Here is a 24,331-nt window from a genome sequence, read left to right as displayed (position 1 = left end):
CTCTTCCGGTTATGGAAGAGGGCTTAAGCTATACCTGTAAAGGATTATTTGACGCTGTAGGTATAGGTGATATTTTCAATAGAGCCTTCATGAAACACTTTTATGCAGCTTGTTGGATAACCGCCGTCATTGTATGTATACTCTGACTGGTAACTTACACCTGCTTTATTATTTACACTAGCATCATTAATATTAGTATGGATTAATTCATTACTCAAAATATTATTTTTGGTAATTAAACTTTCGGACATCAGTTCAGCAGCAAAAAATCCTGCAGAAATTTGATGCGCCAGAACAGGCAACTCTCTTTTTTTACTGTCGGTAATCAAAGTATAATTTCTCGTAGCTCCTGTAACTGTGTTAACGGTAACTTTAATTTGATTCTCATTTACATAAGTAATCAATCTCCTGCTCCCACTATTTTCCTCAGTTATTTCTCCAGAATAAGCCTTTATTTCAATCAGACGTCCCTCATTATCATAATAATGCATAAAGATTACAGGCTTCGAGTCCTTATAAGCCTTTGTAAGTTTTATTAATCGGTCTTTGTCGTCATAGAAATGTACAACCTCATTACCACTTAAAGTATTTATTCTCTCTACTCTTCCTTTGTTATCATAAGTTAGTGTAGTAAAACTAGTTTTAATCTCACCTTTCCAATCAGTAACTCCACTAATGTTCACAAGTTGGTCATTGTCATTGTAGGTATAGGTAAGATCGATTGATCCCTTTAAGTCATGAGAAACAATTTCTGAATATTTCCGCTGCAATAGGTACGTCTTCTCAGGCTCTGGGTCTTTGTCGTTGAACGAACAGCCTGTGCCTATAAACAGAATGGCTATTAGTATACCAAGTAAACTTGCTTTCATAAAAGAATTGAATGAATGTTTGATGTAGATGTTCAAACAAATATAGCTAAATATTTATATATTGCTTCTGTAAATACTGCTATACCTGCATACACACGATACAATGCCCCACAACCCTACCCCTGCCATAACAGACTTCATCACCCGCTGGAAAGCCTCCGGCGCTTCGGAACGTGCTAACTATCAGTTGTTTCTGACCGAACTTTGCGAACTGCTGGGGGTGGAGAAGCCGCGTCCTGCTTCGGATAAGGTACACGAAGCGACCTATACCTTTGAGCGGCCTGTGGTGTTTGACGATGGGGAGGGCAAGACGAGCACCAACTTCATCGACCTCTACAAAAAGGACTGCTTTGTGCTGGAGGCCAAGCAGGGCTCCGACAAGGCAGGTATAACAGAGGTCGAACAACTGGGCGGCGAGCGCATCAAAACCAAAACGGGCACCGCGACCCGCGACACCCGTACCTGGGAACGCGAAATGAAAAAGGCCAAGGAACAGGCCCTGCGCTATGCCCGCTCCCTGCCCACCACCGAGGGCTGGCCGCCTTTTCTGGCCGTGGTGGACGTGGGGTATTGCATTGATTTATATGCCGATTTTGCGCGACAGGGCAAGACCTATGTGCCTTTCCCCGACCCGCTCAACTATAGAATCATCCTCGACGAACTGCACCGCACCGAGGTGCGCCAGCGCCTGCGCCTGCTCTTTACCGAGCCGCTGGAATTGGACCCAAGCCGTCGTGCAGCCCGTGTTACGCGGGAGCTGGCCGAGCGACTGGCCAGGCTGGCGGCTTCGCTTGAACTGGCCGGCCATACGCCGGAGCAAGTGGCGGGATTTCTGATGCGCTGCCTCTTTACCATGTTCGCCGAAGACGTGCAGTTGCTGCCCGACAACTCCTTTACCAAATTGCTGCAGGACTACCGCCACAACATCCAGCATTTTCCGGATGCGCTGCGGGCGCTGTGGCAGAGTATGGACAAAGGCGGTTTCGACCCGGCCCTGCGCACCTCTATACCGCAGTTTAACGGCTACCTCTTCAAAAACCCGGAGGCGCTGCCTGTTACCGAAGCGCAACTCGACCTGCTGATCCTGGCTGCCGAAGCGGACTGGTCAGAGGTGGAGCCTGCCATTTTCGGTACTTTGCTGGAGCGTGCCTTGCAGCCTCGCGAGCGCCACAAGCTGGGTGCCCACTATACGCCCCGCGCCTACGTGGAGCGCCTGGTGATGCCGACCGTGATCGAGCCGCTGCGCGAAGAGTGGGAAGCAGCCCGCACGGCTTCGGCCATACTTGAGGACAGCGGCGACGAGGCGGGAGCTCGAAAAGAGATTGAGAACTTCCACCGCCGCCTGTGCTCTGTGCGCGTGCTCGACCCTGCCTGCGGAAGCGGCAATTTCTTGTACGTGACGCTGGAGCACCTCAAGCGACTGGAGGGCGAGGTAAAAGAGCACCTCGACCACTTCCCTGGGCAGCAAACCCTCGACATGACGGGTGCCTATACCGTGACGCCCGCGCAGTTACTCGGTCTGGAGGTGAACCCACGTGCGGCGGCCATCGCCGATGTGGTGCTCTGGATTGGCTATTTACAATGGCACTTCAGGGCGCACGGTTCGGCCACCCGCCTCAGCAACCCGATTTTGCGCGAGTACGGCAACATCAAACAGCAGGACGCGGTACTCAGCTACAGCGACCGCCAGCCGCGCCTCGACGCCAACGGACAGCCCGTTACCCGCTGGGACGGCCACAGCACCAAAACCCACCCGGTTACCGGACAGGAAGTGCCCGACGAAACCGCCCGCACCATCGTCTATGATTACCTCGACCCCAAACCCGCTTCCTGGCCCGAAGCAGATTTTATAGTGGGCAACCCGCCGTTTGTAGGGAATAAAAGAATGCGCGATGCTTTGGGTGATGGGTATACCGAAGCATTGCGAAAAGCTTACAAAGGTGCTGTACCTGATAGTGCAGATTTTGTGATGTACTGGTGGTATAAAGCGGCCGAAATTTTAGCAGATGAAAGAACTGAACGATTCGGCTTTATCACGACTAACAGTATAACGCAGTCTTTCAATCGCCGTGTGTTGCAGGCCTTTATGGAAGCCAAAGAACCAATTTCTATAACCTATGCTATACCTGACCATCCGTGGGTAGATAGTGGAGATGGCGCAGCAGTACGGATTGCAATGACTGTTGCTGAAAAAGGTGTACAAGTAGGTAGAATTAACCTTGTAATTGAGGAAAGAGAATCAGCAGAGTTAGGCAGAGAAGTAGTCCTTAGCGAGAAACTTAATACTATACATTCTGATTTAAAGGTTGGCTTCAATGTATCAGAAGTGAAAGCTTTGAAGGCTAATCAAAATATGAGCTCCAGAGGTGTTATACCTCATGGCGCAGGTTTTATTATAACTTCTGATAGAGCTAAGCAACTTGGCTTAGGTAACATTATTGGAATTGAGAAGCACATCCGTAATTACTGGAACGGTAGAGACTTTACCTCTACCCCAAGAGATGTAAAGGTTATTGATTTACTGGGTCTAAGTATAGAGGAAGTGCGCAGTTCCTACCCTGATTTATATCAGCACATTCTTCTTAATGTAAAGCCACATCGAGACGAAAATAAACGAGCCTCTATCAAAGATAAGTGGTGGATTTTTGCAGAGCCTCGGAAAACTATTAGGAAGGCTCTACATGGTTTGAACCGCTATGTAGGAACAGCATATGTTGCTAAACATAGAGTTTTCCAGTTCTTAGACTCAGATATACTCCCCGATGATGGAATTGTAGCTATAGCTTTAGAAGATAACTATTACATTGGTGTTTTATCAAGTAAATTTCATATCAAATGGGCTTTAACTGTTGGTAGCACATTGGAAGACAGACCAAGGTATAATAATTCTGTTTGCTTCGACACTTTCCCCTTCCCTACCCCAACCGAAAACCAAAAAACTCAAATCCGAGGTATAGCCGAGGCCTTGGACGCGCACCGCAAGCAGCGGCAGGCGCAGCACCCTACGCTCACCATCACCGATATGTATAACGTGCTGGAGAAACTGCGGTCGGGCGAGGGGCTTTCGGCCAAAGAGCAGAAAACCCATGAGCAGGGGCTGGTGAGTATCTTGCTGCAGCTGCACACCGAACTCGATGCCGCCGTAGCCGACGCCTACGGTTGGCCCGCCAATCTGCCCGAAGAGGAAATACTCGAACGTCTGGTGGCCCTCAATAAGGAACGTGCGGCCGAAGAGGCACGCGGTCTGGTGCGCTGGCTTCGCCCAGAGTACCAGAATCCGCAGGGAGCCCAGCAAACCGACATCGGCCTGACCACCAAAACCAAAGCCGCCAAAGCCACTGCCAAAGAGGTGCTGGCCTGGCCGAAAACGCTGGCCGAGCAGGCGCAGGCCGTGCAACGTGCCCTGCAACTGCACGAGCGCCCCGCCACTGCCGAGGACCTGGTGCGCCAGTTCAAGCCCGTCGCCAAGCCCCAGCAAGAGGTTCGCACCCAGCAAATCGACAGTCTGCTGCAGACGCTTCATGGCCTGGGCCTGCTGCGCAAAACTGAGCAGGAGCAGTATGTGAAGTAATTAAGAATTAGGAATTAGGAATAGTGAGGTGTTCGTCTTTTACTAACTCCAATTTGTCATTTCGACGAAAGGAGAAATCTAAAATATTGGTTACGCTATCCCAGATTTCTCACTAGCGTTCGAAATGACAGTAAGTAGCATGAAAGTTAATTTCAATTGCTATACCTTAAATTTGAATCACTACCGATGCAAACTAAACTGATGATGGTTTTGAGTGCTGCCGTGCTGGCTGCCCTGGGTATAGCCTTCACGTTTTTACCCGAAGAGCTAGCCCTCTACCTGGACTCAGAGCCGAATCCGTTGGAGGTGGTGTTGCTGCAGCTGCTGGGTGCCCTATACCTGGGTTTTGCCATGCTCAACTGGATGGCCAAAGGCAGTCGGATCGGGGGCATCTACAACCGCCCTATCTGCGTAGCCAACTTCGCCCACTTCTTCATAGGAGCCATGGCCATGCTCAAGTTCCTTTTCCGTTATCCGGAGCAACCGTTCGCAGAATGGGTACTGTGCGCCGTGTATGCCGGTTTGGCCGCCTGGTTCGGCCTCACGCTTTTCCGGCATCCGCTGCCGGCGCAACAAGCCGGATAAAACCTTTGCCCCCGAAGGCGTCCGTCTCTCGGTGGGGACTTATAACGCAGCAGCCCTTTTATAAAACAGCTGCTACGAAGCACTGCTATTTGGAGAGTTCTTCGATGATCCGGCGCTTCACGCCACGCTCTATCTCGCGCTCTACGTTCAGCGTATCCATCGCCCCGATCTTGCTGGAGAGCGAGTCGATGCCGGTATAGCGATCCAGCTCTTTGTTGGCAGTATGGTGCAAGGAGTCCAGCACCATGTTCGCACCGGATTCGGCCACACGGTAAAGTGTGTCTTCCAGGTCGTTTTCAAAAGAGCAGGCCGTAAAGCTTAAAGCCATGGCGACGTATAGTAATTTCTTCATGATAATCAGGTGAATTTCAGTCTAAGTTACAGCTTAAACAGGCACTTACCATACCATCCGTACATCGAATCCCCCTTGCAAACTCTCAATTGACACATACGACTGTAGCAGCAAGCTATACAGCGGATATAACTGGTCAGACGTACAGCAGTTGTTAGGGCGTAGTGACTATGTCTGAATGTAGCGACTTTTACATACCTTGCATCCCTAATTCGCTTCAAATGAACACTCCCAAATTAAGGTCTCGCCGCATGCGGACCATTGCGCTGCTGACAGGTATAGCCCTGTGCGCAGGAATAAGTTCCTGTGACAAGGAGCCAGAGTTCAACCTGCCGCCTGTCACGCAAAACGGCAGCAATACATTAGGTTTCAAGGCCAACGGCAAGGTATGGGTCAACTACGGCCAGATCTGCAACTTCTTCGACTGTGTCGACAACTTTGTGGAAGGCCGGCTGCACAAAAACACCGACGGCACCTATACGCTGATTGTGCGTGCCGAGTACAATTACAAATTCAAAGACGAGAAAAAATACATCTCGCAGAGCTTCTCCTTTGGCGCCTACGATGTGAACGGCCCCGGCATCTATACCCTCACGCCGGAGCACGAGGACATGGCGGCCATGGAGGTCGACATGAACCAAAATGACTTTTACCACCTCGTAAATGACGCAAGCCTTACCCTGCACCTCACCCGCCTCGACACGGTCAGCCACATCGTATCCGGCCAGTTCGAAGGAAAACTAAACCACTATACCGACGCTTCCAAAATCATGCACATTACCGACGGCCGCTTCGACACGAAGCTGACCTATAGCTGGTAAACATCCGTTTAGATAGGCCATATAAAACAACAAAGGGCCAGTCGGCTGAGGCATAACCGATTTACGGTTTATACCTTCACCAACTGGCCCTCCTGTTTGCGGCCTGCTTGCTGCTTCAGGTTTATACCTGCACAGCCTGCATCTTCGCCATATTTTGCTGGATGATGTTGCTCCACTTCTCAGCCAGCTGCAGCTCTCCGCTCAGCATCATGCTACCCTCACGGTTATAGAACGGCAGGTATAGCTCCGGCGCTTTAGGTCCGTGCAGGGCTACACGCAGCACGATCATGTCGATGATGCGGTTTCCGTTCACATCGCGGTGCATGTTGTCAATGGAGGTTCTGCGCACCGTGCCCAGGTCAATGATGATCTCCTGCAGGTCTGCTTCATCGTTGTGCCAGTAAAAGATCTGGCCTTGTGTTTCGTCCAGTCCGATGCCGTAGCGCTCGTTCCAGAAATCATGCTGCCCGATGTTGAGCCCCTGTGCGGAGGCAGCTTCCAAAAAAGCTTTCTTTGCTTTGTTGGCCTCCCCTTTTTGTTTGCGTTGAATGAAAAAGATAGGCACCAGAAATACTGCTGTTGCCAAAATACCTAATACGATTGCTTCTAAATCCATTTTATTTAATCCATTAAAATCTGATAATACATAAGGCAGGTATAGCCCTTGGATGCATACCGGTGCCTATACCTGTTTCCGAAAGGAGGGTGTGCCAGGACACCCTTACCAAAAAGGAAAGGGATTTACCAGAAATAATGGAATGGAAAGATGATGTCGCTGACGGCAAGGCCAGGACTGATATGCCTGATCCGCTGCAGGTAGTGTGCGATCAGCAGTTGCAGCCTGAACTCCTGTAGCCTAGCGGCAAGCGCCGGCGAACTATACGAGGCCTGTTTAGAGGATTGCGTAGGCCTGAACTGCCAGGTGCCGGCATGATCCTCGGCCTGTAAAACCGCTATGGACGGGGCTTGTAACCTGTCAAACTCCCTCAGCTCACCCTGCGTAGCCACCTGCTGCGTAGCTGCAGCCTGCAACTCCACAGCCGCCCCGTGTTGCAGACTGAAGAATGCAAACAGGAATGTGAACGAGAGCAATATGTTTTTGACGGCGTAATGCACGATGCAATTTACGTTTAAATTCAACACATAAGTATACTGTCCCCAAATAATTTGCAGTGCCGGTCCCCGCCTGCAAAGTCTATTCAGCAAAAATCACCCTATAGCCATACCTCCCGCCACGCCCCATGCAACATACGACCCGCCACAACCGATATCAACTTAGAGCTGTAGCCTTACACCATTAAAGCTATGAGAAGACCATACAAACATTACCGGAACAGTTTGGGACAGCGCTACTGTACCCTGCGCTACCTGGCCGACCGCAAGATGCTCCACATCATCTGGAAAGGAACTGCGACGGAAGAGAGCATTGAGGAAGTGGAAAAAGGCATTCTGAAAATGATCCGGCAATTTCCCTGTCGTTCGATCCTGAACGATGTGCAGGACTTTTTTCAGGCACCCGCCGCATACCTGGCCTACCTGAGTTGGAGCGAGTGGGACATGAAAGTGAAAGAAACCTCGGAGGTACGCTGCATTGCCAATGTACTGCCCGTTGATGCCCCGGTACCACAGCAGGAGAGGCAGCGTACCGACTCGCTGGAGATCAAATATTTCGTACATCTCATGGACGCCATGGAGTGGCTCAATCAAAAGAAACTGACCTGATCGCCCCCTCTCCCAACTACCATTTCATCCTTTCAACAATCATCTCTGTAACACCGTATTAAGCACAGCACCTCCCGTCGCTTTGGTGGTTGGCCCAGGTGACCGAGCTAAAACTATGAAAAAATAAAAAAAGCAACATGGCTGAAATACGAATTGAAAAAAAGAAAAAACCTGTGTGGCCCTGGATCCTGCTGGTCGTGATCCTGCTCCTGCTGGGATGGGCCATTTATGAACTGGTTCTCAAAGACGGACAAACGCAGGCATTGGCCGCTGTCTTCCCACTGGCGCACATACCAGCACCTGACTTGATTCCTGATATCCAAAAGAACTTAATCTGACCGAAATGAATGACAATGATTTAAGAAATGAAAGACTGGTACCTTTGGGCGAGCTCAAGGATTACCAGGTAGCCAAAGACAATACCGACGTCAGGGGCTGGCGCGTAGTGGGTGCCGACGGCGAAAAAATAGGCGATGTAAAAGACCTGATCGTGGACATGCAGGCCATGAAAGTGCGCTACCTCTCCGTGCTGGGCGAGCACCGCTTTTTCGACCACGACCGCGACACTTTTCTGCTGGTGCCCATCGGCGCAGCCGCGCTCGACCGTAAGGGCAAGAACATCTTTCTCTCTTCTGTAGACTCCGGCAGCATCAGCCGCTATCCGGTATACCCGGGCGGGCCGATCTCGACTGACTATGAGTATGCTGTGCGGGATAACTTCCGGCGGGCCCACCGCGATACTATAGACGAGCGCTCGGACTACAAAGCTGAGTTTGACGAGGCCGTTCATGAACAGCCATCCGGCACGCGTCGCATCAGTGATGACTTCTACAACGACGAGTCATTCAGCGAAGACCGCTTTTACGCATCCAACGTTTCGACCCAGGATCTGAACCGCAGGGATACACCTGCTACAGAATACACGGATACCACTAACCGGGAGCCGCGCATCAAGCCCGTCGAAGAATCCATCAACACCATCGAACGCCTGGAGGAGTTGCGCGAAAGGGGCTCCATTACCGAAGAGGAGATCATTCTGCTCAAGAAAAGAGCCCTGGACTCCTAAACCACGAAGCTATGTAACTGCTATACCTGCAAGGCCGCCTTATAACAGAGTGCGGCCTTGTTGTTAAGAGGCGAAGCGAACCTATTCAAAACAATCCAGTACTAGAATGATTATACTGTTAATACCGACCACATAATAGATAACACTATGAAACTATCCAGACTCCTCGTTCTTTCTGCGCTAGGTATGGCGACCATGGGCGCATCCTGCAGCGATGACACGACCACCCAACAGAACAACGACCAGCAAGAGCCTGTTGCCACCCAGGAAGAGTGTCAGCCGATTGATATGGGCACGCCAAACTCCCCTGAGCAGAAACCTACTTTCGAGGGGCAGACCCGCGCCTGTGAAATTAAATCTGAAACTCAGTTTGATGTGCAGGTGCTCACCAAAAACCTTCAAAAGCCATGGGCTGTGGAACCACTTCCGGATGGGAATCTGCTCGTTACAGAGAAGCCCGGCAACATGCGCATTGTATCGGCAACCGGACAGATTGGAAACCCGATAGCGGGTGTGCCCAAAGTAGATGCCCGCGGACAGGGCGGTTTGCTGGATGTAGCCCTCAGCCCTGACTTCGGCTCGGATCGCATGATCTACTGGAGCTTTTCAGAACCTCGTAAAGGGGGCAATGCCACCAGTGTTGCCAGGGGCAGACTAAACGATGACCGCAGTCGCCTCGAAAACGTGGAGGTGATCTTCCAGGCCCAGCCAACTTTTGACGGCACTATGCACTATGGTTCCCGCCTGGCTTTCGGCCCGGACGGCATGCTGTACATTACCCTGGGTGAGCGATCCGATAAGCAGATCCGTCCGCAGGCGCAGCAGATGAACAGCCACATGGGCAAGATCATCCGCATTGCCCCTGATGGCAAGGTGCCTAGCGACAACCCTTTTGTAAACCAGAACAACACACTGCCCGAGATCTGGACGGCCGGCCACCGCAACGTGCAGGCAGCGGCATTTAACGAGCAGGGCCAGTACTGGATCGTGGACATGGGTCCGCAAGGTGGCGATGAACTGAACCTGATCGAGAAAGGCAAAAACTATGGCTGGCCGGTGGTGACGTTTGGAGAGGAATACTCTGGTGCGCCTATCCCGAACGCCGTCACGACCAAGGAAGGTTACGTGGACCCGGTCTACTACTGGGATCCGGTGATTGCGCCTTCGGGAGCGCAGTTCTATACTGGCAGTGCGTTTCCGGAGTGGAAGGGCAACCTGTTTGTTGGGGGGCTTCGTTCACAGGTGCTGGTACGCCTGCGCATCGAGAACAACCGCGTAACCGGCGAGGAGCATCTGCTCGGCGACCGGAGTCAGCGTATACGCGACGTGCGCCAGGGACCGGACGGTGCGCTATACCTGGTTACCGACCAGGAGAACGGTGAGCTGTGGAAGATCACACCAAGGTAAGTCACAACAGAACATACAACAAAAAAGGACAGGTTTAGGCCTGTCCTTTTTTGTTGCTGCCTAGTAGGTATAGCCCTACTGCTGGGTAACCGGCAGCGACACTTTCAGCATGTCCCAGGTGATCTGGATCGTACCGTTTCCACCATTTCCGGAAACGATTTCGTAGCGAAGTCTCTCCTGTTTGACAGGCGCAATTTCGGGCTGCACGGTGAAACGCAGCACATCTTCTGACTCGGCATAGTCATCAGCCAGGTGCTGGTCCCAGTTTTTGTTGATGATGATGGTCCACTCCTGCTCACCAGGTATGGTAAACAAGGCATACTTACCGGCCGGCAGTGGCTTCCCTCCTATGGTGATATCCTTGTCCGTCATCAGGCTGGTAGCCGTATGTGCTCCCGTTACCCAAACCTGGTTATAAGCTACCAGTCCTCCCCAGATCTGGCGCCCGCGCACGGCCGGGGAATGGTATGCTATGGTCAGGTGGGCATCGCCGATCATGCCGTGGGCCTCGGCTTTCAGGCTTCCTTTTAAGGTGTCCGGCTCTGCCTGCGCCCCGATGGTGGTGGATCCTTCGCTGGCCTGCATGTTATGGCCGGCGTGGCTTTCCTGTGTCGTGGTGGTTTCCTGGTTTTGCTCAGGTTGGTTACAATAGGTCAGTGACGTGGCCAGTAGCACGCCAAGGGCAAGATGGGTATAGCGTTTTGTCATAGTGGTAGATGTATCGTTTATAGAAATTACGATTTTGGTTCGCTGAAGCTACAAATTAAATCTCAATAAGACGCCAGATGCCAGTTTCTGAACGAAAAGACAGCTCAAAGAGTATAAGAAAACGCAGCAAAAGGCAGCATTCATTTACGCTAATTTTAAAAGACACCATGAACGATAACAGCTACGATACCCTGTCCCAGGCACTGAACGGACTTAAGCAGCGAGGCTATACCGAAGACTTTAATTTAAAAGAAAACTGCATCGTCTGTACCACCAAACCGATGGAGCTGAAACCCGAGGAGTTTGAAGTAGACGAGGTGCACCGCTTCGAGGGCATGAGCAATCCGGATGACAACTCCGTGGTGTACGCCATCTCTTCCTCACGCGGTGTAAAAGGCGTGCTGGTAGACGCTTACGGTGCTTATGCAGAAGCAATTACGCCCGAAATGGCACAGAAGCTAAGAGCTTAGACAGACAAAAAAACCAACCTAAACCATCCATCCGAGATGAAAACGATGAAGTACGCAACCTTTCTCCTGCTGGCGATCCTGCTGATTGGCACAGGAAGTTGCCAGCAATCAGACAGTGTGCAGGAAATGCTGCGCGATGAAGATGATCGACACAAGGTATACGACGCCATACTGGAAGATGAGCAGATGCGCGCTGAAATGATGGCCTACATGCGGGACCGGAACATGGGAGCCGGTATGATGCGGGGTGACATGATGCAGGGCGGCATGATCGGTGACACCAGCGGTATGGTTTCGCTGCACCGCCAGCAAATGCAGCAGCACATGAAACAGATGATGACCCTGTGCGACGCTGACACGGCGGCCTGCAACGAAATGAGCCGCCTGTTGCTGCAGCACCCGGGTATGATGAGTAGCATGATGCAGCGTATGCAAAGACAGGGACTGGTTGACTCCAGCCACGTAAACCGGATGCGCCAGCGTATGAACCGCTAATGATAGCCTTCCACCAAGGCAGCTTCCATTCATGTGTATTTCAATTCCCATCATCCCATGCAGCTACTCTACGCGATAGCAGGTATAACCCTCATCTTATTTGTGTTAAGTGACCTGATTACAACCACCCTCTCATTTCAGGGTGGCGGTCGCATGACAAATTTCCTGTCAGAAAAAACATGGCGCCTGTGCCTGAAAATGGCAGGCAATGACGGCAAAAAGAAAATGTTGGAGCGGGTCGGCCAGATGCTGTTGGTCCTTATCATCCTGACCTGGGTGGCAGGCATGTGGCTCGGTTCATTTCTGCTACTCCTCTCCGATCCGGGCTCTGTGTTGGATAGCAATACGGAAGAAATCACCACTGCCTGGGAGAAGCTCTATTTTGCCGGCTATACCTTGTCCACGATGGGCAACGGCGACTACAAACCCGGTAGCTACGTGTGGGATATCGTTGCTAACCTGCTTGCCTTTAGTGGTCTAGCCTTTATCACCATCTCCATCACCTACATCATGCCTGTGCTTTCGGCCGTTATACTGCAAGTGAAGCTCAGTGTGTTTCTGAGCAGCCTTGGCAACTCGCCGCAACAGATGCTGCTGAACTGCTGGAACGGCAAAAACTTTGACCGGCTGCTGCAGCACGATGCCGACCTGGCCGACATGATCATCCAGCACAGCCAAAACCACAAGGCGTACCCCATCATTCACTACTTCCACAGCATCGAGCAACGGCAGGCAGTTATCCTTAACCTCAGCATTTTCGACGAGACGATTAACTTTCTGAAATATGGCGTACAGGAAGAAGCAAGGCCGTCGGATGCAGACCTGCTCACGGTCAGGGGCGCACAGGACTTTTACTTACAGGTGCTCAACCGACACCACAAAAACGAAGAACAGAAACCCTACACATTCCCGGTTATGAACTGGGATGCCTTGATCGAAGCGGGCATCCCCTTGCGGATGGATCGCTTAAGGGAATTTCAATCTCCAGAAATTTTCAAGGAGCGCCGCGAAACACTCACTTATCTTCTCTACCAGGATGGCTGGAGCTGGAAAGACATTTATCGGCCTGACCCGGTTTAGACTCCATTCCATAAAAAAAACTGACATATTATTTTGAAGTCATTTCAATTCATCGTATTTTTACGATCATAAATTAAACTATGGGACTTTCGAAGACAGAGCAATTTACAGAAGAGGAAATCCTGATCGCCCGTTTTGCCAAAGCACTGGGTCATCCGGCCCGCATTGCTATTTTGCGTGTGCTGCTGGAGCGTAAGGCTTGTATCTGCGGTGATATTGTAGACGAGTTGCCGCTGTCCCAGTCCACGGTTTCGCAGCATTTGAAAGAGCTGAAAGAGGCCGGCCTGATACAAGGGGATATTGACGGCAAAAAAGTGTGCTACTGCATCAATGAGCATGTATGGAAGCAAGCCCAGGATACCTTAGGCGTGTTTTTCCAAAGCTACACGGCTTGTGGCAGCAGTTGCTGTTAAAAAAATTTGTTTTAATTGATCGTAATTTACCGATAAACTTAAATTGAGAACTATGAACAAGGCAGAAGAACTCAAAAAAATAGTGCGCGACAAATACAGCGAGATCGCGTTGCAAAGCAAAGAGCAGAACGAAGCCTCGTGCTGCGGGGCTACCGGTTGCGGTACCGTGGACTATGCTATTTTTGCAGATAACTATACCGAACTGGAAGGTTACAACCCGGATGCAGACCTGGGGCTTGGCTGCGGCGTACCGACCGAGTTTGCCCAGATCAGCAAGGGCCAGACAGTAGTTGACCTCGGCTCTGGTGCCGGCAACGACTGCTTTGTTGCCCGTGCGTTGGTAGGCGAAGGCGGCAAGGTGATCGGCGTGGACATGACAGAGGCCATGATCGCCAAGGCACGCGAAAATGCTGACAAACTCGGCTTCAACAACGTGGAGTTCAGACAAGGTGAAATAGAGGCGCTTCCAATCGCGGCCAACCGTGCCGATGTGGTGATCAGCAACTGCGTGCTCAACCTGGTACCGGACAAGCGACAGGCATTTGCCGAGACTTTCCGTGTGCTAAAGCCGGGTGGTCACTTCAGTATTTCGGATGTGGTATTGGTAGGCGATTTGCCGGAAGGCATTGTTCAGGCCAGCGAGATGTACGCCGGCTGCGTGTCAGGTGCGATCCAGAAGGAGGAGTACCTGCAGATCATCCGTGAAGTCGGTTTTGAGAACATCACAGTGCAGAAAGAGAAAGCGATCCATGTGCCGGACGAGATCCTGCAGGATTACCTGGATGCCGCAGGTATACAGGCATTCAGAGAGAGCAACACCGGCATCTACAGCATTACGGTATACGGAAGCAAGCCAACAGAGAACCTGGCCTGCGCACCGGGCAGCGGCTGCTGCTAAGTATTTGTAGAAACACAAAACAGATCGGGTGTGGTCAGTTATCAGCTCTGACCACACCCGATCTGTCTTTTATGCGGGCAGCGCTTACGGCATCACAGGCATACTGGTCAGTATCAAAATGAGCAGCCCGAGCTGTATACCTGCGCCGATTCCTACACCGGCCAAAGCCTTTCCTCTCTTCTTGCGGGCTGCCTGCTCCTTATACCCTCTCAGGTAATCCTGTTCCTCCAGCAAGCTGATATCAGACACGCGCTCCGGCTTCACTTTAGGGGCAGTAGCGCCAATAGCTATACTGCCCGCCAGTCCAATCGGAAACATGACCATCGAACTGGCCGCTGAACCCCACATGGCGCCATTGCCTTTGTAGTACTGCTTCGCATCCGCTTTGCCCAGTTCAAAGAGCTGCTCAGGTGTCATTCCCTGTACCATGCTTGACAGACTATCAGCTAAGTGCTGTTCAAAAACCTCTTTCGTTCCGTTCTCAAACTTCACCATAAACACCTCTGTCTTCGACAAGCGCCAGATCATACCCTCCAATGAATCAGGATGCTGGTAAAGCACATCGTGCAGCGTGATCTCCTGTACCCGGGCAGGTATTTCCTCACCCGATACTTTCACGATAATATCCTGTGCCAGCAGCACTTGCTGTATACCCAGCAACAGGATCAAAAGTAGAACATTTTTCATGGCTGTGCAGCTTAGTATTTGCGTGAGTTGAAACCGAAGAGCAGACTGAATCGTGCGCCGTCCTTAGAAGGTGCCACCGCAAAGTTGACCGGGAAGTTTACTCCCTGGCTTTGGAAATTGGTACCGACCGCCAGCACAATGCCCGCACCGCCAAGCGACACATTCGGACCCAGGCCAAACTCCAATCCCTTCGCCCCTCTTATACCTACCAGCGCACTCAGACTCGGCAGGAACTTGCCCTGCTCCAGGCCACCTATCAAAGGCACGAACTCAAACAAACCCGAAGTACCGTTTTCCAGCGTAAATACCCGCGTCTCAAACTGCCAGCCAAACTGCGTCATGAAGGCATTGACGTTGGTGTCGTAGTCGTTACTGATGTGGTCGATGTACTTTTGGCTGAGGACAGTAAAACCCAGGCGCGGTCCACCCAGCTTCAGGTTTTCCTGCGGATAACCGGTGCGTTGGGCGTAAACGGGTTGCTGCACAGTTGGACGCATCTCGTTCATGGTCACCTTTGTCCCGTTTTCATACTTGATCATAAATACATCCGCTTTGGCTATCGAGATAATGGGGCCTTCCAGGTTATCGAAGCGCTTGTATTTAACAGCCTCCAGGTCGATCTCAAGCACCTTTACCTCCAGCTCGTCGCCGTTGCGCTTGATGAGAATGTCCTGCGCCTGACCGGTAAAATAAAGAAGGCAGGCAATGATTGTGAACAGTAGATTTTTCATGGTCGATGTGTGTTATATTGGTTATTTCTTTTGCTTTTGATAGATCAAACCTACAACACTATCACAGGTATAGAAAGCCAGCAAATCCATTTTACAGACTTTTAAATTTTAATTTAACCAAGCGTATATTACTAACTTACAAATACTTATATTCACATCGTAAGACTTTTAAAATTTAGATTTAAGCGAATTTCATCCATCAAAATTCATCCAAAAGTTAATTTAGCCACTAGAGACCATACCTCCATGTCGTACAAAAACAACCGCTATACCTAAAGCAAGATGGACGATCTCAAAATAACGTTGGAAACACTGGGGGAAGAAGACCGTCGGGAGTTAGGCATTTTCATTCAGCGACAGAAAAAGAAGAAGAGCCGCAAAGACCTGGCACTCTATAAATTATTGCTTCAGGAAAAGCAGTACACACCAGAGCAACTGATCACCCGGCTTTACCCCGAAGATCCGAATCCGGTAGCCTACTATGCGCTCCGCAAAAGGCTCACCCGCCACCTCACTGACTTTATCATGCTCAAGCGGATGGAAGAGGACAGCACGGCGGCTTCCACGATCATGGGCTTGCTCTCCCTGGCCCGCTACCTGTTCGATGCGCGTGTGGAGCGGTTGGCCTGGCACTACCTGCTCAAAGCTGAGAAAATGGCCACTGCCAACGAACAGTACGACCTGCTTAACACGATCTATAACCTACAGATCGAGAAAGCAGACAGTGAGTTTGCTGAAGACCTGGAACAGATCATAGTCAGGCGCAATCAGAACAAACTGGCAGCCGATGAAGTGGAGAGAGCCAACATCGCCAGCAGTATTATCAATCAGCGATTGCAGGCTGTCCGCAGGCAGGGCCGTGACCTGCACTTCGACCGGATCATACAGGAAGTGCTTGCCAGTTATAACCTGACCGAGGCTGTGAGCAAGCGTCCGCTATTACTTTATAAGCTGATGTCCATCGCCCGAAGTGCCGTGCTGGCCCGGAAGGATTTCCTCACGTTTGAGCCTTACATCATCAGCCAGTACCAGGAGACAGAACAGAAATACGGATTCATCAAAGCGCACCAGTACTACAAGCTTAGCCTGCTCTACATGATTGCGCACGTGCTATACCGGAACAAGAAATTTGTGGAGTCGATCCACTACCTGGCTCTCCTGCACAACAGCATGAGCGGGGACGGCAAGAACCATTATGCCACCTTTTACCCGCGCTATATTTTTTTGATGGTAGCCAATCTGGTCTTTCTGCGGAACAACGAAGAGGCCATCGGGCTGATGGAGAAACTGCTCTACAAAAGCAAGGTACACCTGAGCCAGCGTGACCAGTTGACTGCCTTGTTGGGGTTAAGCTTCAACTACTTTGCGCAGGGAGCTTTTGGCAAAGCCAACCGCGTGCTGCTGGGCATCAAGCGCTCGGACAAATGGCTGGAGCAGACCATGGGACGCGAATGGGTGTTGAAGAAGAAAATGGGAGAACTGATTTTACAGTACGAACTGGGTAACGAAGACCTCGTGCTCAACAAGATCCGGTCATTTGAGCGTACCTTCAAAGACCTACTACAGCAGTCGGCATACTACAATGTGAAGCAATACCTGCAACTGATCAAGCACATGGTAGACCAACCGGAACTTGTTGCCAGCGAAGCCTTTTTTCAGCAGGTAGAACAGAGCCTCGAGTTTGAGTCCTTTGAGAACACTGACATACAGGCCATGAGCTTTTACGCCTGGCTCAAAGCAAAAATGCTACGCCGCCCTTATTACGATGTGCTGCTGGAACTGGCGCAGAGTGGTTTGTAAGCTAAGCGTTCAGGGTTTGATCAACACAAAAAATTGTATTGCGCGTATGGGCTAGTATTTAAGACTAAAAGGCAGAAGACCATGGCATCAGACAAGTATACCGTACCCGCGCAGACTCGCATCGGGCATGTGCACCTCAAGGTGGCAGACCTCGATCGGGCCCTGGCTTTTTACCGCGACCTGCTGGGCTTTGAGCTGATGATGATGTACGGACCGGATGCGGCTTTTATTTCGGCGGGTGGTTACCACCATCACATTGGCCTGAACACCTGGTACAGCAAAGGCGGCACTCCACCCCCGGCTCGCAGCACCGGCCTTTTCCATACTGCCATCCTCTACCCTACTCGCAAAGACCTGGCTGCCATTCTAAAGCGAATCCGGGATGCCGGCTACCGCCTCGACGGTGCCTCGGACCACGGCGTTTCGGAAGCGCTATACCTGTCAGACCCCGATGGCAATGGCGTAGAGTTGTATTGGGACCGACCTCAGGAAAACTGGCCCCTCGATGAAGAGGGATCCATCACCATGTATACCCAACCCCTCGACCTGCAGGACCTGCTCAGTGAGCTGGAAAAATGATAACTCTCCTGACAAAACGATAACAACTCGAATACAAACCGCAACCTATAACCATAGTACCCATGCCCCACATCGCTATTATTTCTTCGAGCGTACGCACCGGCCGCAAAAGTCACCGCGTTGTGCTATACCTGAAAAAGTATCTGGAAGAACACCAGCTCGCCACTACTGAGATCATAGACCTGAAAGCCTATGACTTTCCGGTATTTCACGAACGCTACCGCCGACAGGAAGAGCCCACAATCGGCATGCAGGAATTCAGGGAAAAGATTTTGGGTGCGGATGGCATCATCATCGTAACGCCCGAGTATAATGGCGGCTATCCGGCCAGTCTCAAAAATGTGGTGGATTTGCTTTATGATGAATGGCACCGGAAGCCGGTGGCCATCTCAACGGTGTCCGGCGGTGCTTTTGGTGGTACGCAGGTGATTACCTCGCTGCAGTTTTCGCTTTGGAAAATGCGTGCCTGGACCGTACCCGCTATGTTCCCGGTACCCAAGGTGCAGGACAATTATGATGAAGAAGGCAATGCCCATGACAAAGAAGCCACTGACAAACGTGCAGACCACTTTTTGCAGGAACTACTCTGGTGTATAGAGGCGAAAGGTAAAATGGAGCAGTAAGCTATTCAGTCCTGGCGATCAGTCTACACTTGAGCCATCTATAGATGTCAGGTAGGTGTGTAGCCTTATCCATCTAACTCAACATAGTCGGCACTGCGCGGCAGCTCCATGAAATGCTGTGCCAGCTCTTCCGGCAACACAGTTAGCTTGCGCTTCAATACATCCATCCAGGCGCCTTCCACTTTGATCACCGCCGCTTTTACGCCATCCTCTTTGTACAGTTCGTGGCGCAGTGCCCAGCGTGCCCCGTCTTTGCGGCTGGCTGTCAGTTCTGTCTTGATGGTAACCTCCTCATTTATGCCCACTTCCCGCAGGTACGTGGTTTCTTCCCTGAACAAGATCGGTCCGATGTGCAGGCGCTGAAAAGTTTTCAGATCCATTCCCAATTCTTCCAGGGCTTCGATACGGGCCTGCGCCGCAAAATCAGCATAGGCAGAGTGGCGCATGTGCATGTTCGCATCCAGGTGCGACCACATTACTTTGTTGGTATAGGTATGGGACATGTTTGTTTCGTTTAAAATCGGATCGGAGTGATAACGATGGTTTAGTTGCAAAGTTAAGGTATGCAGGTATAACACAGGTAGCTTTTTAAAATTTACCCTGGTAAATAAGCCAATATAAAGCTATGTTTATATTCTAATTGCTAGACTCACAGACTTATACCCCAATTTAAAAATTGTTATCGAGCGCCTATGAGAACAACTTTACTATTGTTAGTCATTTTACTTGCCGCCACTACCTATTCCCGAGCCCAGATTGCCAACTTTGATCTTTATCAAAAAGTAGGGGTAACTGTAGGCCTGGAGGAGGACATTGCAGTAGACTCCGAGGGAAACATTTACTTACCTCATCAAAAGTTGCAAAAGTTTACACCTAAAGGCAAGGTTATTCATAAGGATCCCTTATGCGAGATAGATTTTAGGGGCTATAATGGCTATAAAATTACTTTTGATACAAAAGACAATCTATATGCACTCAGCTATTCCGTCTCAAAACTTTCTAAATATAACAAAGAAGGGAAGCTGCTTTTTGAGATCGGAACAAGGGGGAGCGGTCCGGGGCAGTTCAACTATCCGAATGCTATTAAAGTAAATTCAAAGGAAGAAATTTTTGTAGCGGATAGCGGAAATGGACGAATTCAAAAGTTTGACAAGGAGGGGAATTTCCTGCAGGAAATAACGCTTGTCACCGGCAGCATTAGCCTGGATGCACACGACAATTTATTCGCGCTTGACGTTCCAAATAAAAGAATCATCAAGTACTCTCCCCAGGGTGAGCAGTTACTTGTATTTGGTAACAGCGAGGATGCCGGTACCAGGCTGAATGGTCCGGTTCAGCTTGACGTAGACAAGAAAACCGGGCAAGTGTATGTATTTGACAATCGAATAAATGGTTATGCTTACAAAGGATTCATTGTATTTGACGCGAACGGAATCTATGAAAGTAAATCTATTCTGGATTCAGGACCTGGACGCTTAATAGGATCGAGTCATTTGATAGCCATTAATCAAGAAGGTAATATCCTTATAGTTGATCAAAGTCATCAAATCGGCAACAGTCAAATTTTTCTTTATGACAAAAAAGGGCAATACCTTGATGCTTGGGGGAGAAAATGGTCACCAAAGGAGATTACACTGGATGAAGATGGCAATATTTACATTCTGAACTCTTCCGGTAAGATAACTAAATTCGATCATGAGGGTGACGTTGTCATGGAATTTGGATACACAGGGTCGGGTATGAGCATCTTAGCTCCCAGTGCCATATCCGTTGACATTTTTGGAAATATCTATGTCCTCAATAGTTCTAAAAACTCTTACTCTGGCAATGCCATCTTCAAGTTTAATAGCAAAGGACAATTTCAGCAGCGCTTCACTGATTTTGGTGATGCAAATTCGGATAACTATTTTACTGACCTTGCGCATGACGCTGCAGGTAATATGTATGTTACAGACTATTACGGCGGGGTAGTCCGCAAAATAAGCTCCCAGGGAAATTTCATCACAAAAATTGGCAGTTGGGGTCCAAATCCAGGACAACTTTGGGTACCCCAGGCTGTCGCTGTCGACCTGCTTGGAATTATTCATGTACTCGATTACAAGGGAACACGCATTCAGCAATTTGATGCCAACGGTAAATTCATCCGTGAGTTTGGTAAGTACAGTTCCAGCTATATATCATGGGATGTGGACAGTGATCTTGCACTGGATGGCAAAGGTAACATCTACGTAGCCTCGAACATTGCAGGGCTTTTTCAAATTTTTAATGCTAAAGGGGAGCTTCTGCATGAGGAGAAAAGAAGTTTGGATTATGTTTCGGCTAACAGAAGTGGTTCCCGGCTGATTTTGGGAGGTCGTTATGCCAACACTTTTTCTATTTATCAATCTTCTACTTACCAGGAACCTCAAAGCATTATTAGAGGATTTGTGTATCATGACACAAACAGTAATTGTACCCTGGATACGTCTGATCAGACGCTTGCTGGTATTGTGGTGCAGGCCATGCCAGGCCCGGTTTATGCGGTAACGCGTGCGGATGGCAGCTACCAACTTAAAGTTGATCCGGGCAATTACTCACTTCAGACGATCCTGCCAGATCAGATTGGCAGAAAAATAAGCGCTACCTGTCCGCAGCCTGGTGAACTTAAGAATGTAGCTATCACCAGAGCAGGCGAAATCATCGATGCCATCAACTTCGGAAACCGCGCTGTCCTCTCCCCTTACCTTTCGGTGAGCGTCTCCTCCACCCGCCGTCGCCGCTGCTTTGAGAGCACCACCACCGTGCGCTACTTAAACTCCGGCTTCTCCACCGCCGCAGACGCCAAAGTATACCTGCAGTTGCCCAAAGAGGTCGGGTTGCTCTCAGCCGACAAGCCCCACACCCTGCTACCGGACGGCACCTACGAGTTCTCCGTGGGTGACCTGGCGGCGGGCCAGTCGGGCACCATCACCGTCGCGGACATCGTCACCTGCGGCGACGAGTCGGTGCGGGGCCTGACCGTGTGCACCCGCGCCTGGATCACGCCCTCCAACAACACGCCCGCCGAGCCCACCCCGACCCTCGCCATCACCGGCCGCTGCAGCGCCGAGACGGGCATGATCCGCTTCGTGGTGCGCAACACCGGTACGGCCGACATGGCCGACCCGGGGCTCTTCCGCAAGTACGCAGATGGGCAGCTGGCCTCCGTGGAGCAGTTCCGCCTGGCCGCCGGCGACAGCCTGGTGCTGTGGGTGCCCGCCATGGGCTACACCTGGCGCCTGGAGGCCGAGCAGCCATCCGGCAACGGTGACAACACCTCGGTGAGCGTCACCGTGGAGGGCTGTTCTGGCGGAGAAGTTAGCTCTGTCAGCCGCGGGCAGGTGAACCTGCTGCCCGCAGACGACGAGGAGGCCGAGCAGTCCGCCGAGTGCATGCCCATCACCGACTCCTACGACCCCAACGACAAGCTGGTCACGCCGGTAGGGCGCACGGAAGAATTCTACACCCCGACCAATACCGCGCTCACCTACAAGATCCGCTTCCAGAACACGGGCACTGACGTGGCCTACCGCGTGGTCGTGGTCGACACCCTCTCCGAGCACCTGGACCTCTCCACCCTGCAGCTGGGGGCCACCTCCCACCCGGCCCGGGTGGAGGTAAGCGGCAAGGGGCGAGCAGTGCTCACCTGGACCTTCGACAACATCCTGCTGCCCGACTCCACGGCAGACGAGCCCGGCAGCCACGGCTACGTCCTCTTCAGCATCAAACCAAAGGCGGACTTGCCGGAGAAGACGCTGGTGGAGAACCTGGCTGACATCTTCTTCGACTTCAACTCCCCCATCCGAACGAACGTGACCCAGAACCGCATCTACGACATGCCGCCGGTGATCAGCGAGTCGGTGCGGGTGAGGCTGGAGGACGTGCTGGCCACGCCGGGCATTGCTTCCTTTGAGCCGGAGGCCGGAAAGCTCGGCTCGGAGGTTACCATCACCGGCCAGCGCTTTGCAGCTAAATCTGGCGACAACAAGGTATACCTGAACGGCAGGGCCGCCACCGTGGTCAGCGCCACAGCCACCGAGCTGAAAGTGCTCGTGCCGACAGGCGCCACCACGGGTGCCCTGAAAGTCATCACCCCAGACGGAGGCGTGACCTCCACAACTAAGTTCCAGGTCTACCAGCCGCCGGTGCTCGCCTCCTTCAGCCCAGTTGAGGGCATGGTGGGCCAGACGGTGACCCTCTCAGGCGAGCACCTGCAATTGGAATTGATCGAATCCATCACGCTGGGCGAGCTGCGCTGCGAGATCATCGAGCAAGCAGGCAACGCGGTAACGGTGCGGGTGCCTGAGAATGCCGCAACGGGTAGCTTTGCGATCAGCACCAAGGGCGGCGAGGCGGTGAGTAGCTCAGCCTACACCGTGTGGTACGCGCCGGTGATCACGGCCCTGAGCAAAGAGACCGACATCGTGGGGGCGAGCCTGGCAATCACGGGCGTTAACTTCGCCGCGGACAAAACCAGGAACATCGTAAGATTTGGGCAGGCACAGGCCCAGGTGCTGGAGGCCAGCCCGCGGCAGCTGACGGTGCGCGTGCCCGAGCAGGCCGCCTCCGGCTTCATCACCCTGGAAACGCCTGGCGGGAAGGCCACGGCAGGCACCGCCTTCGAGGTGATACCGGGACCTAGGTTCACGGCCATGCAGCCGGCCTCGGGCGCGGTGGGCACGGTGGTGGAGATCACCGGCGCGCACTTCGGCGTCATGGGCCAGCAGGACAAGATCACCTTCAACGGACGGGAGGCGCTGGTGCTGGAGGCCTTAGGCGACAGCTACAGGGTAAGGGTGCCGCGCGGGGCCACCACCGGTAGGGTGCAGATAACCGGCTACGGCGGACAGGCCCACAGCAGCGCGGATTTCGTGGTGGAAGAATTGCCTGCAGCTGAAGCGATCCAGGTATACCCCAACCCGAACTCGGGCCAGTTCACCGTGAGCCTCCGCCACGCCGACTTTGACGTGCAGCTGATGGAGGTATACGATGCCGTTGGCAAGCGCCTGCACCAGACCCGCATCACCGGACCGAGGCCCGAAGCGGTGGAGATCAGCCTGCCCACTGCCAAAGCCGGGCTCTACTTCCTGCAAATACAGACGGAACGCGGTTTAGTCACCAAGAAACTGACGGTACTGTAATAACCTTCTTCAATTAAGATCATTACAGCACTGTCAGCTTGTTTAAAATTAAGCGGCTTCGCGTTGTTCGTCTTCTAAAGATTTGATAGCGTCGTAAAGTGCAGGGCTGTTATCGCGCAGCTTTTCTATGGAGTCGGCCAGATTATAAAACTTTTCGGGCTCGACTTCGGAGCTGTTTGCGAAGGCTTTTAAAAGCGTATGAAGGATTTGGGTATAATTTTCTTCAAATTCGTCTGGGTTCATAAGTAAAAAGGCTAAAAGTTTACATATCAATAAGATACAAACTATACCTTAA

25 protein-coding genes are annotated in these 24,331 nt (G+C 51.5%); 16 read left to right on the top strand and 9 right to left on the bottom strand.

The features are described from left to right. Positions 1 to 44 precede the first annotated feature (44 nt). Complete coding sequence (locus I0P70_RS11040) at positions 45 to 869, bottom strand: hypothetical protein (protein ID WP_196117695.1); 825 nt, start codon at positions 867 to 869, stop codon at positions 45 to 47. 103 nt (positions 870 to 972) lie between these two features. Between I0P70_RS11040 and I0P70_RS11035 the strand changes: the two genes are divergently transcribed. Together I0P70_RS11035 and I0P70_RS11030 are read left to right on the top strand one after the other, a co-directional pair. After that, positions 973 to 4,440, top strand: coding sequence for a class I SAM-dependent DNA methyltransferase (locus tag I0P70_RS11035; protein ID WP_196117693.1), 3,468 nt, complete (start codon positions 973 to 975; stop codon positions 4,438 to 4,440). 186 nt (positions 4,441 to 4,626) lie between these two features. Continuing rightward, entirely contained in the window at positions 4,627 to 5,025 is a 399-nt protein-coding gene (locus I0P70_RS11030; protein ID WP_196117691.1) for a hypothetical protein, read from the top strand. A gap of 85 nt (positions 5,026 to 5,110) precedes the next feature. Here I0P70_RS11030 and I0P70_RS11025 read toward each other — a convergent pair whose 3' ends face one another. After that, complete coding sequence (locus I0P70_RS11025; RefSeq protein WP_196117689.1) at positions 5,111 to 5,377, bottom strand: hypothetical protein; 267 nt, start codon at positions 5,375 to 5,377, stop codon at positions 5,111 to 5,113. 251 nt (positions 5,378 to 5,628) lie between these two features. Between I0P70_RS11025 and I0P70_RS11020 the strand changes: the two genes are divergently transcribed. Beyond that, positions 5,629 to 6,198 (top strand): hypothetical protein, encoded by a 570-nt coding sequence (locus tag I0P70_RS11020; RefSeq protein ID WP_196117687.1) that lies wholly within the window; start codon positions 5,629 to 5,631, stop codon positions 6,196 to 6,198. A gap of 121 nt (positions 6,199 to 6,319) precedes the next feature. Here the strand turns inward: I0P70_RS11020 and I0P70_RS11015 are convergent, their stop codons facing one another. Together I0P70_RS11015 and I0P70_RS11010 are read right to left on the bottom strand one after the other, a co-directional pair. Continuing rightward, positions 6,320 to 6,814 carry a hypothetical protein gene (locus I0P70_RS11015; protein WP_196117685.1) on the bottom strand — a complete coding sequence of 165 codons (495 nt, stop codon included), beginning with the start codon at positions 6,812 to 6,814 and terminating at the stop codon, positions 6,320 to 6,322. A 125-nt stretch (positions 6,815 to 6,939) separates the two neighbouring features. Then, positions 6,940 to 7,314 carry a hypothetical protein gene (locus I0P70_RS11010; RefSeq protein ID WP_196117683.1) on the bottom strand — a complete coding sequence of 125 codons (375 nt, stop codon included), beginning with the start codon at positions 7,312 to 7,314 and terminating at the stop codon, positions 6,940 to 6,942. A gap of 189 nt (positions 7,315 to 7,503) precedes the next feature. Here I0P70_RS11010 and I0P70_RS11005 point away from each other — a divergent pair, with 189 nt between their 5' ends. The 4 genes from I0P70_RS11005 to I0P70_RS10990 all read left to right on the top strand — a co-directional run bounded on the left by I0P70_RS11005 (position 7,504) and on the right by I0P70_RS10990 (position 10,393). Beyond that, complete coding sequence (locus I0P70_RS11005) at positions 7,504 to 7,920, top strand: hypothetical protein (protein ID WP_196117681.1); 417 nt, start codon at positions 7,504 to 7,506, stop codon at positions 7,918 to 7,920. A gap of 137 nt (positions 7,921 to 8,057) precedes the next feature. After that, positions 8,058 to 8,258: a hypothetical protein gene (locus I0P70_RS11000; RefSeq protein WP_196117680.1), complete on the top strand. Its 201-nt coding sequence runs from the start codon at positions 8,058 to 8,060 to the stop codon at positions 8,256 to 8,258. A gap of 5 nt (positions 8,259 to 8,263) precedes the next feature. Next, positions 8,264 to 8,986, top strand: a complete 723-nt coding sequence (locus tag I0P70_RS10995; protein ID WP_196117678.1) for a PRC-barrel domain-containing protein — start codon at positions 8,264 to 8,266, stop codon at positions 8,984 to 8,986. Between the two features lie 147 nt (positions 8,987 to 9,133). Then, the gene (locus I0P70_RS10990; RefSeq protein WP_196117676.1) at positions 9,134 to 10,393 is read left to right on the top strand and encodes a PQQ-dependent sugar dehydrogenase; all 1,260 of its coding nucleotides are present in this window, start codon (positions 9,134 to 9,136) and stop codon (positions 10,391 to 10,393) included. 75 nt (positions 10,394 to 10,468) lie between these two features. Here I0P70_RS10990 and I0P70_RS10985 read toward each other — a convergent pair whose 3' ends face one another. After that, complete coding sequence (locus tag I0P70_RS10985; RefSeq protein WP_196117674.1) at positions 10,469 to 11,101, bottom strand: DUF2911 domain-containing protein; 633 nt, start codon at positions 11,099 to 11,101, stop codon at positions 10,469 to 10,471. A 167-nt stretch (positions 11,102 to 11,268) separates the two neighbouring features. Here I0P70_RS10985 and I0P70_RS10980 point away from each other — a divergent pair, with 167 nt between their 5' ends. From I0P70_RS10980 to I0P70_RS10960, 5 genes are all read left to right on the top strand, one after another. Then, the gene (locus I0P70_RS10980) at positions 11,269 to 11,571 is read left to right on the top strand and encodes a hypothetical protein (protein WP_040574659.1); all 303 of its coding nucleotides are present in this window, start codon (positions 11,269 to 11,271) and stop codon (positions 11,569 to 11,571) included. A gap of 36 nt (positions 11,572 to 11,607) precedes the next feature. Continuing rightward, positions 11,608 to 12,066: a hypothetical protein gene (locus I0P70_RS10975; RefSeq protein ID WP_230392128.1), complete on the top strand. Its 459-nt coding sequence runs from the start codon at positions 11,608 to 11,610 to the stop codon at positions 12,064 to 12,066. Between the two features lie 57 nt (positions 12,067 to 12,123). Continuing rightward, positions 12,124 to 13,146 carry a potassium channel family protein gene (locus I0P70_RS10970; protein WP_196117672.1) on the top strand — a complete coding sequence of 341 codons (1,023 nt, stop codon included), beginning with the start codon at positions 12,124 to 12,126 and terminating at the stop codon, positions 13,144 to 13,146. Between the two features lie 80 nt (positions 13,147 to 13,226). After that, positions 13,227 to 13,559, top strand: a complete 333-nt coding sequence (locus tag I0P70_RS10965; protein WP_196117670.1) for a helix-turn-helix transcriptional regulator — start codon at positions 13,227 to 13,229, stop codon at positions 13,557 to 13,559. 52 nt (positions 13,560 to 13,611) lie between these two features. Next, on the top strand, positions 13,612 to 14,457 hold the full coding sequence (locus I0P70_RS10960) for an arsenite methyltransferase (RefSeq protein WP_196117668.1): 846 nt from the start codon (positions 13,612 to 13,614) through the stop codon (positions 14,455 to 14,457). An 84-nt stretch (positions 14,458 to 14,541) separates the two neighbouring features. On the opposite strand, the gene I0P70_RS10955 is transcribed toward I0P70_RS10960, so the two are convergent. Both I0P70_RS10955 and I0P70_RS10950 read right to left on the bottom strand, forming a co-directional pair. Further along, on the bottom strand, positions 14,542 to 15,144 hold the full coding sequence (locus I0P70_RS10955) for a hypothetical protein (protein WP_196117666.1): 603 nt from the start codon (positions 15,142 to 15,144) through the stop codon (positions 14,542 to 14,544). An 11-nt stretch (positions 15,145 to 15,155) separates the two neighbouring features. Further along, a complete protein-coding gene (locus tag I0P70_RS10950) occupies positions 15,156 to 15,875 on the bottom strand; it encodes a hypothetical protein (protein ID WP_196117664.1) in 720 nt (239 codons plus the stop codon). Positions 15,876 to 16,157: 282 nt separating this feature from the next. On the opposite strand from I0P70_RS10950, the gene I0P70_RS10945 reads away from it, so the two are divergent. The 3 genes from I0P70_RS10945 to I0P70_RS10935 all read left to right on the top strand — a co-directional run bounded on the left by I0P70_RS10945 (position 16,158) and on the right by I0P70_RS10935 (position 18,877). Continuing rightward, on the top strand, positions 16,158 to 17,675 hold the full coding sequence (locus tag I0P70_RS10945; RefSeq protein ID WP_196117662.1) for a hypothetical protein: 1,518 nt from the start codon (positions 16,158 to 16,160) through the stop codon (positions 17,673 to 17,675). Positions 17,676 to 17,756: 81 nt separating this feature from the next. Beyond that, positions 17,757 to 18,254 (top strand): VOC family protein, encoded by a 498-nt coding sequence (locus tag I0P70_RS10940; RefSeq protein ID WP_196117660.1) that lies wholly within the window; start codon positions 17,757 to 17,759, stop codon positions 18,252 to 18,254. 62 nt (positions 18,255 to 18,316) lie between these two features. Further along, on the top strand, positions 18,317 to 18,877 hold the full coding sequence (locus I0P70_RS10935) for an NADPH-dependent FMN reductase (protein WP_196117658.1): 561 nt from the start codon (positions 18,317 to 18,319) through the stop codon (positions 18,875 to 18,877). A gap of 65 nt (positions 18,878 to 18,942) precedes the next feature. Here I0P70_RS10935 and I0P70_RS10930 read toward each other — a convergent pair whose 3' ends face one another. Further along, a complete protein-coding gene (locus tag I0P70_RS10930; protein WP_230392127.1) occupies positions 18,943 to 19,431 on the bottom strand; it encodes a thioesterase family protein in 489 nt (162 codons plus the stop codon). A gap of 138 nt (positions 19,432 to 19,569) precedes the next feature. Here I0P70_RS10930 and I0P70_RS10925 point away from each other — a divergent pair, with 138 nt between their 5' ends. Beyond that, complete coding sequence (locus I0P70_RS10925; RefSeq protein WP_196117656.1) at positions 19,570 to 24,036, top strand: IPT/TIG domain-containing protein; 4,467 nt, start codon at positions 19,570 to 19,572, stop codon at positions 24,034 to 24,036. A 48-nt stretch (positions 24,037 to 24,084) separates the two neighbouring features. Here I0P70_RS10925 and I0P70_RS10920 read toward each other — a convergent pair whose 3' ends face one another. Then, positions 24,085 to 24,279 (bottom strand): hypothetical protein, encoded by a 195-nt coding sequence (locus I0P70_RS10920; RefSeq protein WP_196117654.1) that lies wholly within the window; start codon positions 24,277 to 24,279, stop codon positions 24,085 to 24,087. Positions 24,280 to 24,331 lie beyond the last annotated feature (52 nt).

The sequence above is a fragment of the Pontibacter sp. FD36 genome (assembly GCF_015686655.1).
GTDB lineage: Bacteria > Bacteroidota > Bacteroidia > Cytophagales > Hymenobacteraceae > Pontibacter.
The sequence above is the reverse complement of the archived record's forward strand: the minus strand, read 5'-3'. Positions and strand labels throughout refer to the sequence as shown.